Annotated in this window: 13 protein-coding genes, 1 other RNA gene and 1 pseudogene; 10 read left to right on the forward strand and 5 right to left on the reverse strand. The window is 74.8% G+C overall.

Translation table 11 applies throughout. The features are described from left to right. The first annotated feature begins 583 nt into the window (after positions 1-583). From ABZ404_RS32560 to ABZ404_RS32570, 3 genes are all read left to right on the forward strand, one after another. A complete protein-coding gene (locus ABZ404_RS32560; protein WP_358836903.1) occupies positions 584-1,438 on the forward strand; it encodes a MaoC/PaaZ C-terminal domain-containing protein in 855 nt (284 codons plus the stop codon). Between the two features lie 125 nt (positions 1,439-1,563). Beyond that, positions 1,564-2,640 carry a Zn-dependent alcohol dehydrogenase gene (locus tag ABZ404_RS32565; protein ID WP_358836904.1) on the forward strand — a complete coding sequence of 359 codons (1,077 nt, stop codon included), beginning with the start codon at positions 1,564-1,566 and terminating at the stop codon, positions 2,638-2,640. A gap of 112 nt (positions 2,641-2,752) precedes the next feature. Continuing rightward, positions 2,753-3,712 (forward strand): 3-oxoacyl-ACP reductase, encoded by a 960-nt coding sequence (locus ABZ404_RS32570; protein ID WP_358836905.1) that lies wholly within the window; start codon positions 2,753-2,755, stop codon positions 3,710-3,712. A 100-nt stretch (positions 3,713-3,812) separates the two neighbouring features. On the opposite strand, the gene ABZ404_RS32575 is transcribed toward ABZ404_RS32570, so the two are convergent. Further along, on the reverse strand, positions 3,813-3,971 hold the full coding sequence (locus tag ABZ404_RS32575; protein WP_358836906.1) for a hypothetical protein: 159 nt from the start codon (positions 3,969-3,971) through the stop codon (positions 3,813-3,815). 68 nt (positions 3,972-4,039) lie between these two features. Next, positions 4,040-5,149 (reverse strand): hypothetical protein, encoded by a 1,110-nt coding sequence (locus ABZ404_RS32580; protein ID WP_358836907.1) that lies wholly within the window; start codon positions 5,147-5,149, stop codon positions 4,040-4,042. A 227-nt stretch (positions 5,150-5,376) separates the two neighbouring features. Between ABZ404_RS32580 and ABZ404_RS32585 the strand changes: the two genes are divergently transcribed. From ABZ404_RS32585 to ABZ404_RS32595, 3 genes are read left to right on the forward strand one after another with little or no spacing between them, the layout of a single operon-like run. Further along, positions 5,377-6,228, forward strand: coding sequence for a Nif3-like dinuclear metal center hexameric protein (locus ABZ404_RS32585; RefSeq protein WP_358836908.1), 852 nt, complete (start codon positions 5,377-5,379; stop codon positions 6,226-6,228). Beyond that, the gene (locus tag ABZ404_RS32590) at positions 6,225-6,968 is read left to right on the forward strand and encodes a C4-type zinc ribbon domain-containing protein (protein ID WP_358836910.1); all 744 of its coding nucleotides are present in this window, start codon (positions 6,225-6,227) and stop codon (positions 6,966-6,968) included. Before ABZ404_RS32585 ends, ABZ404_RS32590 begins: the two co-directional genes overlap by 4 nt. Then, complete coding sequence (locus ABZ404_RS32595; RefSeq protein ID WP_358991198.1) at positions 6,968-8,209, forward strand: bifunctional RNase H/acid phosphatase; 1,242 nt, start codon at positions 6,968-6,970, stop codon at positions 8,207-8,209. Before ABZ404_RS32590 ends, ABZ404_RS32595 begins: the two co-directional genes overlap by 1 nt. A gap of 196 nt (positions 8,210-8,405) precedes the next feature. On the opposite strand, the gene eda is transcribed toward ABZ404_RS32595, so the two are convergent. After that, complete coding sequence (gene eda / locus ABZ404_RS32600; RefSeq protein WP_358837177.1) at positions 8,406-9,026, reverse strand: bifunctional 4-hydroxy-2-oxoglutarate aldolase/2-dehydro-3-deoxy-phosphogluconate aldolase; 621 nt, start codon at positions 9,024-9,026, stop codon at positions 8,406-8,408. 82 nt (positions 9,027-9,108) lie between these two features. Then, positions 9,109-9,909: a peroxide stress protein YaaA gene (gene yaaA, locus ABZ404_RS32605; RefSeq protein WP_358837176.1), complete on the reverse strand. Its 801-nt coding sequence runs from the start codon at positions 9,907-9,909 to the stop codon at positions 9,109-9,111. A gap of 281 nt (positions 9,910-10,190) precedes the next feature. Between yaaA and ABZ404_RS32610 the strand changes: the two genes are divergently transcribed. The 4 genes and pseudogenes from ABZ404_RS32610 to ABZ404_RS32625 all read left to right on the forward strand — a co-directional run bounded on the left by ABZ404_RS32610 (position 10,191) and on the right by ABZ404_RS32625 (position 12,722). After that, positions 10,191-11,627: an RNB domain-containing ribonuclease gene (locus ABZ404_RS32610; RefSeq protein WP_358837175.1), complete on the forward strand. Its 1,437-nt coding sequence runs from the start codon at positions 10,191-10,193 to the stop codon at positions 11,625-11,627. A gap of 5 nt (positions 11,628-11,632) precedes the next feature. Beyond that, positions 11,633-11,856 (forward strand): annotated as a pseudogene (locus ABZ404_RS32615) (Uma2 family endonuclease); the annotation flags it as partial. An 18-nt stretch (positions 11,857-11,874) separates the two neighbouring features. Continuing rightward, positions 11,875-12,278: RNase P RNA component class A (gene rnpB / locus ABZ404_RS32620), an RNA gene on the forward strand. A 120-nt stretch (positions 12,279-12,398) separates the two neighbouring features. Continuing rightward, positions 12,399-12,722 carry a nuclear transport factor 2 family protein gene (locus ABZ404_RS32625; protein ID WP_358837174.1) on the forward strand — a complete coding sequence of 108 codons (324 nt, stop codon included), beginning with the start codon at positions 12,399-12,401 and terminating at the stop codon, positions 12,720-12,722. 99 nt (positions 12,723-12,821) lie between these two features. Here ABZ404_RS32625 and ABZ404_RS32630 read toward each other — a convergent pair whose 3' ends face one another. Further along, a complete protein-coding gene (locus ABZ404_RS32630; protein WP_358837173.1) occupies positions 12,822-13,679 on the reverse strand; it encodes a PhzF family phenazine biosynthesis isomerase in 858 nt (285 codons plus the stop codon). Between the last annotated feature and the right edge of the window lie 701 nt (positions 13,680-14,380).

Genomic DNA, 14,380 nt, shown 5'->3' on the forward strand with positions numbered 1-14,380 from the left:
GCCCGGGGTCGAGCCGCGCCCCTGGGGGGGTTGGGGTGACCGGGGCCGAGAGGGCAGGGGCCGCAGGCCCCGCCCTTGAGGGGCGCGGGGAACTGCGCGAGCAACCCACCTCAACCGTCAGTCGGCCATCGGGCCCTTGAGGGGCGCGGGGAACGGCGCGAGCAACCCACCTCAACCGTCAGCCGACCACCGGGCCCTTGAGGGGCGCGGGGAACGGCGCGAGCAACCCAGCTCAACCGTCAGCCGACCACCGGGCCCTGAGGGGGCGCGGGGAACGGTGCGAGCAACCCACCTCAACCGTCAGCCGACCACCGGGCCGATCAGGGGCGCGGGGAACTGCGCGAGCAACCACCACCCCACCCGCAGACGAACCCCGGCCCAGGCCACGCCACCCCCTCACCTGACGGAACGTCAGAACGGTTCACAATTGGCCCCCGCTGCGTTATACATAGGCCCCACCAACCCTAGAACGCGTTCTAAAACCGGCTCCGAAGCCACCCCCTGCGGCCTCGGCGCGGCCGACGGTGCGGACGGCCGCGCCGAGGTCTTCCCACTCCAAGGACCTCCAAGGAGCAGCACCCGTATGCCCATCGACGTCGCCAAGGCGCTCGCCGCCGAGCCCCGGTCCACCGAGATCGTCTGGGATCACAAGGACATCCAGCTCTACCACCTGGGCCTGGGCGCGGGCGTCCCGGCGACCGACCCGGACGAGCTGCGCTACACCCTGGAGTCGCGGCTGCACGTCCTCCCCTCGTTCGCCACCGTCGCCGGCGCCGGCATGGGCGTCGTCGGCGGGCTCTCCGCGCCCGGCATCGAGATCGACCTCGCGGCCGTGCTCCACGGCGGCCAGGGCATCGTCCTGCACCGCCCGATCCCCGTGCGCGGCAAGGCGATCTCCACCTCCAAGGTGGCCGCCGTCTACGACAAGGGCAAGGCCGCCGTCCTGGTGCTGCGCACCGAGGCAGCCGACGACGAGGGGCCGCTGTGGACCAGCGACGCCCAGATCTTCGTACGCGGCGAAGGCGGCTTCGGCGGCGAGCGCGGCCCCTCCGCCCGCACCGAGCAGCCCGACCGCGCCCCCGACCGCACCGTGGAGCGGAAGGTGCGCGAGGAGCAGGCGCTGCTCTACCGGCTCTCCGGCGACTGGAACCCGCTCCACGCCGACCCGGAGTTCGCCGCCCTCGCCGGGTTCGACCGGCCGATCCTGCACGGGCTGTGCACGTACGGCATGACGCTCAAGGCGGTCGTCGACACGCTGCTCGGCGGCGAGGTGGCGCGCGTCCGCTCGTACACCACCCGCTTCACCGGGGTCGTCCACCCGGGCGAGACCCTGCGCGTGCGGATGTGGACCGCGCCGGGCCGCGTCCAGGTGTCGGTGACGGCCGTCGAGCGCGACGACGCCCCCGTCCTCTCCGACACGCTCGTCGAACACGCCTGAGGCCAGGCCCGCGCCCACGCCCCAGGTCACGTACGTCAGAGGTCACGCCTCCGGACACGCCGCCGGACACACCTCCGGTCATGTCCGAGCTCACGTCTCCACCGCCTGATCCAAGGAGCCGCCCCATGCGCGCAGCCGTACTGCACGAGATCGGCCAGGACAAGCTCGATGTGCTCGACGACGTCGAGGCGGTGGGCTTCGGCCCCGGGAAGGTGCGCATCCGTATCCGCGCGACCGGGCTGTGCCACTCCGACGTCTCCGCCATGTCCGGCGTACTCCCGCAGCCCGCCCCCTTCGTCCCCGGCCACGAGGGCGCGGGCGAGATCCTCGACATCGGCGACGGCGTCACCGCGCTCGCCCCGGGCGACCGCGTCCTGGTGTGCTGGCTGCCCGCGTGCGGGACCTGCCCCTCCTGCAGGCGCGGCCAGACCCACCTCTGCCTCGCCGGGTTCATGAACGCGGGCACCCCCAACTTCCGGCGCCCCGGCACCGAGGTCTTCGGCTTCGCGGGCACCGGCACCTTCGCCGAGGAGGTCGTGGTCGCCGCCGGGTGCGCGGTCCCGATCCCCGACGACGTGCCGTACGAGATCGCCGCGCTCATCGGGTGCGGGGTGACCACCGGCCTGGGCGCGGCCATCAACACCGCGCGGGTGGAGGCCGGTTCGTCGGTCGCCGTGATCGGCTGCGGCGGGGTCGGGATCTCCGCCATCCAGGGCGCCCGGGTGCAGGGCGCCGCGCGGATCGTCGCCGTCGACCCGGTGGCCTCCCGGCGCGAGGCGGCGCTCACCTTCGGGGCGACCGAGGCCGTCTCGCCCAGCGAACTCGACGACGCCAAGCAGCGCGTCACCGGCGGCGAGGGTTTCGACTACGTCTTCGAGGTCGTCGGCAAGTCCGCCACCGCCCGCACCGCCTACGGCGCGACCCGGCGCGGCGGCACCCTGTGCGTGGTCGGCGCGGGCGCCATGGACGACTTCTTCCCGCTCAACATGTTCGAGCTGTTCTTCGACGAGAAGCGGATCCTGCCCTCGCTGTACGGCGGCGGGGACGTGCTGCGCTCCTACGAGCGGGCCGTGGCGCTGTGGCGGGCGGGCCGGATCGACCTGGAGGGCCTGATCACCCACCGGGTGCCGCTCACCGGGATCAACGACGCCCTCGACCAGATGCGCACCGGCGTGGCCCTGCGCACCAGCATCACCCTCTGAATCCACCGCATCCACCGCACCTCCCTCGGAATCCACCGCACCCACCGCATCCTCCGCACCACCCTCTGAATCCACCGCACCCACCGCATCCCTGAAAGGACACCGTCGAGCGATGGCACTGCCACTGGAAGGGCTCAGCGCGATCGTCACCGGCGCCGGACGGGGCCTGGGCCGGGCCGAGGCCCTGGAACTGGCCCGGCTGGGCGCGTCCGTCGTCGTCAACGACCTCGGGCAGCCGGGCCGCGACGGCACCGGCGCGGCCTCGGCCGGGCCCGCCGAGGAGGTCGCCGCCGAGATCCGCGCGGCGGGCGGCGCGGCCCTCGCCCACACCGGGGACGTCGCCGACCACCAACAGGCCGCCGAACTCGTCGCTTTGGCGGTCGAGCGGTACGGCAAACTCGACATCCTGGTCAACAACGCGGGCATCCTGCGGGACCGGATGATCTTCTCGATGACCGAGTCGGAGTGGGACGCGGTCATCCACGTCCACCTCAAGGGCCACTTCAACACCACCCGCTTCGCCGCAGCCCACTGGCGCGAACGGTCCAAGGCGGCAGGCCACGCGGTCTACGGCCGGATCGTCAACACCTCCTCGGAGGCGTTCCTCGCGGGCTCCGCCGGCCAGCCCAACTACGCCGCCGCCAAAGGCGGGATCGTGGGCCTCACCACCTCCACGGCCCTGGCCCTCGCCAAGTACGGCGTCACCGCCAACGCCATCTGCCCCCGCGCCCGGACCCGGATGACCGAGGACGTCTTCGCGGGCATTCCAGCGGCTCCGGGCGGCGGGGATCCGGGGGAGGGGCGGCTCGACCCGCTGGCGCCCGAGCATGTGGCGCCGCTCGTCGGCTATCTGGCGTCCCCCGCCGCCGCCCGCGTCACCGGCCAGCTGATGGTCGTCCACGGCGGGATGGTCGCGATCATGGAGCGCCCGAAGGTGGCCGCCACGTTCGACACGGCCAAGGAGGCCTTCTCGTACGGCGAACTGGACGAGCTCCTCACCCCGTACTACGCCGACCGCCCGGCCGACGAGACCTTCGCGGCGACCGAGGTCCTCGGCCTCAAACGCGGCTGAACGCCCCACGGGAACGGACACGCGCCCCCGAGCCGCCCCCAGGACGCGGGAAGGGCCCGGGATCCACCGATCCCGGGCCCTTCCCGCGTCGTCGCCGACGTCAGCCGTTGTCACGGCCCCCGTCGCCGTCGCGCCGCCGGTGCCGGCCGTGGGCCTCGGCGGTCGGTTCCTCGGTCACCGCCGGTCCGCCCCGGTGCCGGCCGTGGCCGCCGGGGTCCGTCGTGGCTTCGGCGGACACGGCGGTCAGTGTCTCGGACATGTGGTGCAGTCACCCCGTTGTGTTTCGTCCGTTGTGTTCGCCGTGGATCTTAACCAGGCGCCCACCTCCTACTGACGCCCGGTCAGCGGCGCCTGCGCGAGCGGTACGGGCCGCGGGACCCGCGGTTTCAGCGGTACGGGGGCGGGGCGCGGCAGGTCCGCCGGGACCGGGAGCGCGGCCACCGAGCAGGGCGCGGCCGGTGTCGTACACGGCAGCCGCAGCAGCCCCTCCCGCGTCCACAGGCCCGCGCCCGCCAGCCACCCCGGGGGCGCGGCCAGCTGGTGCAGCCGACGGCCCGCCGGGCGCCACACCCCCAGCCAGGTGCCCCCCGCCGCGTCGATCCGCAGCGCCACCGCGCAGCTCTCCGGCATCAGCACCTGCCCGGGCTGTACCGCGAACGGCGTCACCGCCGCGTCCGCGAGCCGCAGGCACTCGGGGAAGCGGACGGGCAGGGTGGAGCCGAGCACGCCCCAGCCGAGCCGGTCGTGGCCGGGGGCGTCGGAGCGCAGCAGCAGCAGACCGGTGTCCGGGTCCGCCAGCAGCAGCCGGTCCTCGCTCTCCTCGGTGATCTGCAGCAGCGGGGTCACCTCGCCGCCGCGCTCCAGGTCCACCGCGACCGCCTTGGTCCGCCCGTCCAGCTCCCGGTCGAGCGCGAGCATCCGCCCGGTCCGGTCCAGCCAGACACCGCCCGAGCATCGGCCCCGGAGGGTGGCGACCGGCTCCGGGCCGAAGGCGCCGCCCGCCACCAGCCAGAGCGTGCTGTCCTCGGGCCCGGCCGCCAGGGCGTACGCGCGGCTGCCGTTGGGGGACGGCGGCAGCAGCGCCAGCTCCCGCACCGGGTCGCGCGGGATCGTGCCGAGGGCGAGCTCGCCGGTGCCGGGCCCGGTCGGGTAGAGCAGGGCGAAGGCGTCCCGGTCCGCGATCCGGCGGTGGATCAGCACCCGCCCGTCCCCCATCGGCAGCACCGAGGCGTCCGGGTCCTCCGGCTGGTTGCCGGGCAGCGGCACCGCGTACGGCTCGGGCCCGTCGAGGGTCCACCGCTCCGGGAACCAGCGGTCGCCCCCGCCCGGCGCCCGGACCAGCCGGGCCGCGTAGGAGCCGTCAGCGGTGATCGTGAACGCGCTCCGCCGGATCGCGTCGCCGTCGCCGGCAGCGGTCTCGATGGCCAAGGCCGTCATGAGATGGCTCACCTCCGGCCCTAGAAGCTAGTTTTCGCACTTCCTGCCGAACAACACGAGACCACTCGCTTCACACCAAAGGGTGGCCATCGGGCGATTCCCCGGTGGAAGGGGCGAGGGATGTGCAGTGCGGGGCGAGCCGGGCGGGACGTGCCCGGGGCGTTCGCCGGGGCGGATGGGACGGAAGCCGTGGTGGGCGGGGCCCGGAGCGCGGGTAACCTGTCCCCGTGCCCCGTCTGTCTGAAGTCATCGCCGCGCTCGACGCCCTCTGGCCGCCCGAGCGGGCCGAGGGATGGGACGCGGTGGGCACCGTTTGCGGAGACCCCGACGCGGAGGTCCGGCGGGTGCTGTTCGCCGTCGACCCCGTCCAGGAGATCGTGGACGAGGCGGTGAAGCTCGGCGCCGACCTGATCGTCACCCACCACCCGCTCTATCTGCGCGGGACGACGACGGTCGCGGCCGGCCACTTCAAGGGCCGGGCCGTGCACACCCTGATCAAGCACGACATCGCGCTGCACGTCGCCCACACCAACGCCGACACCGCCGACCCCGGCGTCTCCGACGCCCTCGCGGGCGCCCTGGACATCCGGGTCGTCGGGCCGCTCGTGCCCGATGCCACGGACCCGTCGGGGCGCCGGGGCCTCGGCCGCGTCTGCGAGCTGGACCACCCGATGACGCTGGGCGAGTTCGCCGCCCGCGCCGCCGCCCGGCTGCCCGCCACCGCGCAGGGCATCCGCGTCGCGGGCGACACCGGGGCCCTGGTGCGGACGGTCGCGGTCAGCGGCGGCTCGGGCGACTCCCTCTTCGACGCCGTACGGGCGTCGGGCGCCGACGCCTTCCTCACCGCCGACCTGCGCCACCACCCGGTGTCGGAGGCCACCCAGCACGCGTCCTCCGCGTCCGGCCCGCTGGGCCTGATCGACGCCGCCCACTGGGCCACCGAGTGGCCCTGGTGCGAGCAGGCCGCCGCACAGCTCGACGAGATTTCCGACCGCCATGGCTGGGACCTGCGGGTCCACGTCTCGAAGACGGTCACCGACCCCTGGTCATCCCACCACTCTTCTGGAGCCCCCAACTGAACGCCGCGCCCGCCGACCAGATCCGCCTCCTCGACGTACAGGCCCTCGACGCACGCCTGTCGCAGCTCGCCCACAAGCGGGCGTCACTGCCCGAGCACGCCGAGATCGAGTCGCTCACCAAGGACCTCACGCAGCTGCGCGACCTGCTGGTCGCCGCGCAGACCGAGGAGAGCGACACCGCCCGCGAGCAGACCAAGGCCGAGCAGGACGTCGACCAGGTCCGCCAGCGCGCCGCCCGCGACCAGCAGCGCCTGGACTCGGGCGCCGTCTCCTCGCCCAAGGACCTGGAGTCGCTCCAGCGCGAGATCGCCTCGCTGGCCAAGCGCCAGGGCGACCTGGAGGACGTGGTCCTGGAGGTCATGGAGCGTCGCGAGTCCGCCCAGGAGCGGGTCGCCGAGCTGACCGAGCGGGTCTCCTCGGTCCAGTCGAAGACCGACGACGCCACGGCCCGGCGCGACACCGCCGTCCAGCAGCTGGACGCGGAGGCCGCCGAGGTCGCCAAGGAGCGCGAGGTCGTCGCCGCCGTCGTCCCGGCCGACCTGCTGAAGCTCTACGACAAGCTGCGCGAGAAGCAGGGCGGCGTCGGCGCGGCCCGGCTCTACCAGCGCAAGTGCGAGGGCTGCCGGCTGGAGCTCGACATCACTGAGGTCAACGAGGTGAAGGCGGCGTCCCCGGACACCGTGCTGCGGTGCGGCAACTGCAACCGCATCCTGGTCCGTACGGCGGAGTCGGGCCTGTAGTGCGGCAGTTCGTGGTCGAGGCCGACGGCGGCTCCCGGGGTAACCCGGGGCCGGCCGGGTACGGCGCGGTGGTCCTGGACCCGGTGACGGGCGAGACGCTGGCCGAGGCGGCGGAGTACATCGGTGTCGCCACCAACAACGTCGCCGAGTACAAGGGCCTGATCGCCGGGCTCAAGGCCGCCAAGGCCCTGGACCCGGCGGCGAAGGTGCGGGTCCGCATGGACTCCAAGCTGGTCGTCGAGCAGATGTCGGGCCGCTGGAAGATCAAGCACCCCGACATGAAGCCGCTCGCGGCCGAGGCCGCCCGGATCCTGCCGACCGGGCAGGTCACGTACGAGTGGATCCCGCGCGAGAAGAACAAGCACGCGGACCGGCTCGCCAACGAGGCGATGGACGCGGGCAAGCGCGGCAGGCAGTGGGAGCCCTCGGCGTCCACGGCGGCACTCTCCGCCGGCCCCGCCGACACGGACGCGGCGCGGGTCGTCGGGGACGCGGCGGCGGGCGCGGCACGGGCCCGGGCGGCCCTCGCGGCCCCGGCCGCCGCGGTCGCCACCGTCCCGGCCCCCGCCCGCGGTGCGAGCGCGGCTCCGGCCGCCGGGTGGAGCGCGCCCGACCTGGGCACGCCCACCACCTTCGTCCTGCTCCGGCACGGCGAGACGGCGCTCACCCCCGAGAAGCGGTTCTCCGGCAGCGGCGGCACCGACCCGGAGCTGTCGGCGGCCGGCCGCCGACAGGCCGAGCAGGTCGCGGCGGCGCTCGCGGCCCGGGGCACCGTCCAGGCGGTCGTCTCCTCCCCGCTGCGGCGCTGCCGTGAGACGGCGGCGGCGGTCGCGGGCCGCCTCGGTCTGGACGTACGGATCGAGGAAGGCCTGCGCGAGACGGACTTCGGGGCGTGGGAGGGGCTGACCTTCGCGGAGGTGCGCGAGCGCCACCCGGACGACCTCGACGCCTGGCTCGCCTCGCCCAAGGCCGCGCCGACGGGCGGCGGCGAGAGCTTCGCGTCGGTGACGCGGCGCGTCTCGGCGGCCCGGGACCGGCTGCTCACCGCCTACGCGGGCCGTACGGTCCTGCTGGTCACGCATGTCACCCCGGTCAAGACGCTGGTGCGGCTCGCCCTGGGCGCCCCGCCGGAGTCCCTGTTCCGGATGGAGCTGTCGGCGGCGTCGCTGTCGGCGGTGGCGTACTACGGGGACGGCAACGCGTCGGTGCGGCTGCTGAACGACACGGCGCATTTGCGCTGACGGGTGCGGCGCACCTGCGCTGTACGGCATGGCGCTCCTGCGCTGAGGGGCCCGGTCGTTCGGCCGCGGACCGTACCGGCTCGCGCGCGACCGCGGGGTGAGCCCGTGCGGTTCGGCGGCGTCCGGTCCCGGGCCGGGGCCGGACGCCCCCGGCCCGCTTGCCGGGCACCCCCGGTCCGCAGCCGGAGAAGCCCCCTCACCGCAGCCCCAGCCCCGCCGCCTCCCTCGCCAGCGCCTCCACCCGCGCCCAGTCCCGCGCGGCGACCGCGTCCGGGGGCAGCATCCACGTACCCCCGACGCAGCCCACGTTCGGCAGCGCCAGGTAGTCCGGCGCCGAGGCGAGGGAGATGCCGCCGGTGGGGCAGAAGCGGGCGGCCGGGAGCGGTCCGGCCAGCGATCTGAGGTAGGCCGTGCCGCCCGCCGCCTCGGCGGGGAAGAACTTCATCTCGCCGATCCCGCGCTCCAGGAGCGCCACCACCTCGGAGGCGGTGGCGACCCCGGGCAGGAACGGCAGCCCCGAGGCGGTCATCGCGTCGAGGAGGCCGGCGGTCCAGCCCGGGCTGACCAGGAAACGCGCCCCGGCCGCCATGGCCCGTCCGACCCCGGCGGCCGACACCACGGTCCCGGCCCCGACCACGGCCTCGGGCACGCCGTCCGCGATCGCCCGGATCGCGTCGAGCGCGGCCGGCGTCCGCAACGTCACCTCGATCGCCGGCAGCCCGCCCGCCACGAGGGCCCGCGCGAGGGGTACGGCGTCGGCGGCGTCGTCCAGGACGACCACGGGGACGACGGGGGCCAGGTCCAGGACGGAGGTCATACCGGCATCCTGCCGGGGGGTGTCGCAGGGCGCAACGAGCGTTGCACCCTGTGCAACGAGGGCCAGTTGCTTGCCGTGGAGGCTAGTGGATCTGCTCCACGACCACGTCCAGCGCCCACGGCTTGCCCGCCTTGGCGGGCGGGGCGCACTCCACCACGTACCCGAGGTCGCGCAGGGCCTCCACGAGCCGCGCCGGGCCGGCGGGGGCGACGCCGTGTGCGAGCAGGTCGCGGACCAGCCGTCCCTTCGTGGCCTTGTTGAAGTGGCTGACCACGGAGCGCTTCTCGACACCGTCGACGATCTGGGAGTGCAGGACGCGTACGGTCGCGGTCCGCCCGGCCACCTCGCCCGTGGGCTTCCAGGCGGCGGCGTACGCGGAGGAGCGCAGGTCGAGGACGAGGCCGGTCCCGGCGGCCTCGGTCATGACCGGGTCCATGACGCCGCGCCAGTACGCCCCCAGCGCGCCCAGGGCCGGCAGCTTCACGCCCATCGAGCAGCGGTACGAGGGGATGCGGTCGGTGACGCGGACGGCGCCCCACAGCCCCGAGAAGACCAGCAGCGATTTTGCGGCCCGGCGCTTGGCGGCGGGGTCGAGGGTGGCGAGGCCGAGGGCGTCGTAGAGGACGCCGGTGTAGATCTCGCCGGCGGGGCGGGTGCCGGCGGTGCGGAGCCCGGCGTTCTTGGCGACCTCGCCGCGCAGGCCCTCGCTGAGGCCGAGGACCTCGCGGGCCTTGTCCTCGTCCGCCAGACACAGCTCGACGAGCTCGTCGAGGACGGCGGAGCGGGCGGGACGCAGGCCGGGGAGCGACAGCGACTCCTCCTTGAGGGGGTTCCCGCGTCCTCCGTCGGCCTTTCCTTCGGAGGGGGGGAGCAGGACGAGCACGGGGGTCTCCTCGGAGGTGGGCGAACAGGGGGACGGCCCCGCCCCCACATTAAGCCCCCACCCTGCCGCTTCCCCAAACCCTGGGGGGTGCGCCGAAGGTGCCTGGTTTCCGGGGGGCGCGGGGATCTGCGCGAGCAACCCACCACCGGTCTGCGGACAGCACACCAGGCCGCCCGCCCAGAACCAGGGGATCCGGGCGCGCCCAGGACGACAGGCCGGGCCCGGTCGGGGGCCTCGGCGCAAAAGAGGCCGTGCACCCGGGCCCGGCCTACGCTCGGGGCATGCCTCGCCGCCACCTCCACATGACCGGCGCAGCCGACCCGCTGAGGGCCGCCCTGCGCGACCTCCGCACCACCCTCGCCCTCCCCGACACCTTCCCCCCGGACGTCCTCGCCGACGCGGACCGCGCCGCGGGCAACCCGCGGCTCCCTGTCCGCGACGCCACCGACCTCCCCTTCTTCACCATCGACCCGCCCGCCTCCCTGGACCTGGACCAGGCCATGCACCTCACCCACCGGGCCTCCGGCGGCTACCGCGTCCACTACGCCATCGCCGACGTCGCCGCCTTCGTCGACCCGGGCGGCCCCGTCGACACCGAGGCCCACCGCCGGGTGACCACGCTCTACTTCCCCGACGAGCGCATCCCGCTCCACCCGCCCGTACTCTCCGAGGACGCCGCAAGCCTCCTCCCCGGCCGGGTCCGCCCCGCCGTCCTGTGGACCATCGACCTGGACACCCACGGCGCCACCACCGCCACCCACGTCGAGCGCGCCCTCGTCCGCAGCCGGGCCAAGCTCGACTACGAGGGGGTGCAGCGGCAGATCGACGACGGCACCGCCGAACCGTCCCTCGCCCTCCTCGCGGACATCGGGCGGCTGCGCGAGGAGCAGGAGGTGGCCCGCGGCGGGATCTCCCTCAACGTCCCCGAGCAGGAGATCGTCGAGCACGACGGCCGGTACGGGCTCGCCTACCGCGCCCCGCTGCCCGCCGACGGCTGGAACGCCCAGATCTCCCTGCTCACCGGCATCGCCGCGGCCGATCTGATGCTGGCGTACGGCACCGGCGTCCTGCGCACCCTGCCCAGCGCCCCGGACGGCGCCGTCGCCCGGCTGCGCCGCTGCGCCGTGGCACTGGGCATCGACTGGCCGCACCACGTCCCGTACGCCCAGGTCATCCGCTCCCTCGACCCCCGCGACCCGCACCACGCCGCGTTCCTCCAGGAGTGCACGACGCTGCTGCGCGGCGCCGGGTACACCGTCTTCACCGGCGGGAACGTTCCCCACCCGGCCATCCACGCCGCCGTCGCCGACGAATACGCGCACTGCACCGCGCCGCTGCGCCGCCTCGTCGACCGGTACGCCGCCGAGATCTGCCTCGCGGCGGTCGCGGGCGCCGACATCCCCGCCTGGGTACGCGACGCGCTGGACGGGCTCCCCAAGGCGATGGCCGAGGGCACCCGCCGGGCCAACACGGTGGAGCGCGAGTGCGTCGACCTGGTGGAGGCGGCCCTCCTGAAGGACCGCGTCGGTGAGGTCTTCGACGCGACCGTCGTCGACATCGAGGACGGCGAACCGACGGCCGGAACGGTCCATCTCACCGACCCGGCCGTGGTGGCCCCCGTCCGCGGCACCACACCCCTCCCCCTGGGCGAGCCCCTCCGCGTCCGCCTCACCCAGGCCGACCCGGGCACCGCGAAGGCGGAGTTCGCCCCCGCGTGACGGACGCCGACCGCGAGGTCGAACGGCGCTGCCACGCACGCGGGGGCATCCCCCTGTACCTGCTGACCGACCGGGAAAGGCCCAGGTGACCCTCTTCGGCGAGCCGGAGGACGACGGCCACCGCCGGCACCGCGCCATCCCCTTGGGCAAGGAGATCGCGCTCCCCGAGCCGTTCGGCTTCGGCCTCGCCACGTCCGACTTCGTCCGAGCGGGCCCGTCCGGCAGGTAGCATGGTCGGCACGGCAGACGAGCCGGGCGGACGGCCGCGTGGGGATCCCCGGATCCTCCCGAGGAACGTCCGGGCTCCACAGGGCAGGGTGGTGGGTAACACCCACCCGGGGTGACCCGCGGGACAGTGCCACAGAGAACAGACCGCCGGGGACCTCGGTCCCCGGTAAGGGTGAAACGGTGGTGTAAGAGACCACCAGCGCCTGGGGTGACTCAGGCGGCTAGGTAAACCCCACCCGGAGCAAGGTCAAGAGGAGCCGCCGTGAAAAGCGGCTCTGCGCGGACGTTCGAGGGCTGCCCGCCCGAGTCCGCGGGTAGACCGCACGAGGCAGGTGGCAACACCGGTCCTAGATGGATGGCCGTCTCCCCGGCCGCCGCGAGGCGACCGGGCGACAGAACCCGGCGTACAGCCCGACTCGTCTGCCTCTCACCCGCCGTGCCCCCGCCGGTGGCGGGGTCCGTGGGGATGGGGTGAGCTGGGAGGCGAGCCGTTCGCGGAGGCGGACGTGCGCCGTCGTCCCGCCCGCATCCGGAGGAGCCCCCGTGTCCGTCCCCGTCGACCAGCTCAGCGACCCCGCCGTCCGCGCCTTCGTCACCGCGCTCAACGCCGGGGACCGCGCCGCCTTCCAGGCCGTACTCGCCCCCGGCGCCACCATGTCCGACGACGGCTCCGACCGGGACATCGCCGACTGGACCGAGCGGGAGGTCTTCTCCAGCGGCGGCCACATGGACGTGGAGTCGGAGAGCGACGGCGGGCGCTCGCTCGTCGCCACCTACCGCAACGACACCTGGGGCGAGATGCGGACCGCCTGGCGCTTCGACGTCCAGGACGGGAAGGTCGGCCGGTTCGAGACCGGGCAGGCCTGAGCAGGCAGGGCCTGCGCGCCGGCCTGAGCGCGCCGGCCTGAGCGCGCCGGCCTGAGCGGGCCGGCCTGAGCGGGCTGGCCTGAGCGGCCGGCGGTCCGGTTACGCCGGGATCACCGCCCCGGCGCCCCCGACCCGTACCCTCGCGTCGCCCGCGCGCAGCGTCACCGTCAGTACGCCCGGACGGCCCAGGTCCTCGCCCTGGTGGAGCGTGAGGACCGACTCCTCGGGAACCAGGCCCTGTTCGCGTACGTACGCGCCGAAGGCCGCCGCGGCCGCGCCCGTCGCCGGGTCCTCCACGACACCGCCGACCGGGAACGGGTCGCGGACGTGGAAGACGGTGTCGGACGCGCGCCAGGCCAGCTGAACCGTCGTCAGGTCGAGCCGCCGCATCAGCGCGGCCAGCCGCTCGAAGTCGTAGGAGAGGTCCGCCAGGCGCTCGCGGGTGGCGGCGCCGAGGACCAGGTGGCGGTTGCCGGCGAAGGCGATGCGCGGGGGCAGGGCCGGGTCCAGGTCGGCGGCGGGCCAGTCGAGCGCGGCCAGTGCCTCGTCGAGGTCGGCGGGCGCGATGTCCTCGACGTGCGGCTCGACGCTGGTGAGCGTGGCCCGCAGCACGCCCTCGTCGTCCGTGACCGTCACCGGGACGGTGCCCACGGGGGTCGCGAAGACCAGGTCACCGGGGCCGATCCGCTCGGCCAGCGCCACGGCGGTCGCCACGGTGGCGTGCCCGCAGAAGGGGACCTCCGCCTTCGGGCTGAAGAAGCGGACGGTGAACGCCCGCCCCTCCTCGCCGAGTCCCTCGGGCGGCGCGGTCAGGAACGCGGTCTCGCTGTAGTCCAGCTCGGCGGCGATCGCGAGCATGGCAGCGTCATCGAGCCCGGCCGCGTCGAGCACGACCCCGGCGGGGTTGCCTCCGGTGGGGTCGGAGGAGAAGGCGGTGTAACGGAGTACGTCGGTCATGCCGCTGACAACTCCGCGCAGAGGCCCGGCATTCCGCGCCCCGGGGCCCGCGTCCGCGCCCGACCCGTGCCGCGCCGCCCGCGCACTTCCCCGCGCCCCGGGGGCGTTCGTCCGCCCGCGGACGGTACTGGCTTGCCCGCGCAGTTCCCCGCGCCCCTGGGGGGTGTTCGTTCGCCTGCGGATGGTGGTGGGTTGCTCGCGCAGTTCCCCGCGCCCCTGAAGGGGCCGGTGTTTGTCTGCAGGTGGTGGTGGGTTGCTCGCGCAGTTCCCCGCGCCCCTGGGGGGCTGGGGCTGAGGTTGGTCCCTGGCTGCGGCCGACCCCCTAGGGGCGCGGGGAACTGCGCGACCAGCCACCCGTGACCGGCAGACGAAGTCCGCGCCCTGGGGAGCCCTCTGGCAGGCCGAGCCGTGGTCCCCGCCCGGGGGCCGTCCCCCTAGGGGCGCGGGGAACTGCGCGACCGGCCACCCACGGCTCGCAGTCGAAGTCCGCGCCCCGGGGAGCCCTCGGGTCGGCCGAGCCGTGATCCCGGCCAGGGGGGTCTACCTGAGGGGCGCGGGGAACTGCGCGACCAACCACCCACGGTCCGCAGTCGAAGTCCGCGCCCCGGGGAGCCCTCTGGCAGGCCGAGCCGTCATCCCCGCCCGGGGGCCGTCCCCCAAGGGGCGCGGGGAACTGCGCGACCAGCCACCCACGGTCCGCA

The organism is Streptomyces sp. NPDC005878 (assembly GCF_040629815.1).
Classification (GTDB): domain Bacteria; phylum Actinomycetota; class Actinomycetes; order Streptomycetales; family Streptomycetaceae; genus Streptomyces.

Bases quoted from the DNA above. Each gene is read 5' to 3' on its own strand.
- ABZ404_RS32560 (WP_358836903.1), top strand. From the start codon at position 584: ATGCCCATCGACGTCGCCAAGGCGCTCGCCGCCGAGCCCCGGTCCACC.
- ABZ404_RS32565 (WP_358836904.1), top strand. From the start codon at position 1,564: ATGCGCGCAGCCGTACTGCACGAGATCGGCCAGGACAAGCTCGATGTG.
- ABZ404_RS32570 (WP_358836905.1), top strand. From the start codon at position 2,753: ATGGCACTGCCACTGGAAGGGCTCAGCGCGATCGTCACCGGCGCCGGA.
- ABZ404_RS32575 (WP_358836906.1), bottom strand. From the start codon at position 3,971: ATGTCCGAGACACTGACCGCCGTGTCCGCCGAAGCCACGACGGACCCC.
- ABZ404_RS32580 (WP_358836907.1), bottom strand. From the start codon at position 5,149: ATGACGGCCTTGGCCATCGAGACCGCTGCCGGCGACGGCGACGCGATC.
- eda (WP_358837177.1), bottom strand. From the start codon at position 9,026: ATGACCTCCGTCCTGGACCTGGCCCCCGTCGTCCCCGTGGTCGTCCTG.
- ABZ404_RS32610 (WP_358837175.1), top strand. From the start codon at position 10,191: ATGCCTCGCCGCCACCTCCACATGACCGGCGCAGCCGACCCGCTGAGG.
- ABZ404_RS32630 (WP_358837173.1), bottom strand. From the start codon at position 13,679: ATGACCGACGTACTCCGTTACACCGCCTTCTCCTCCGACCCCACCGGA.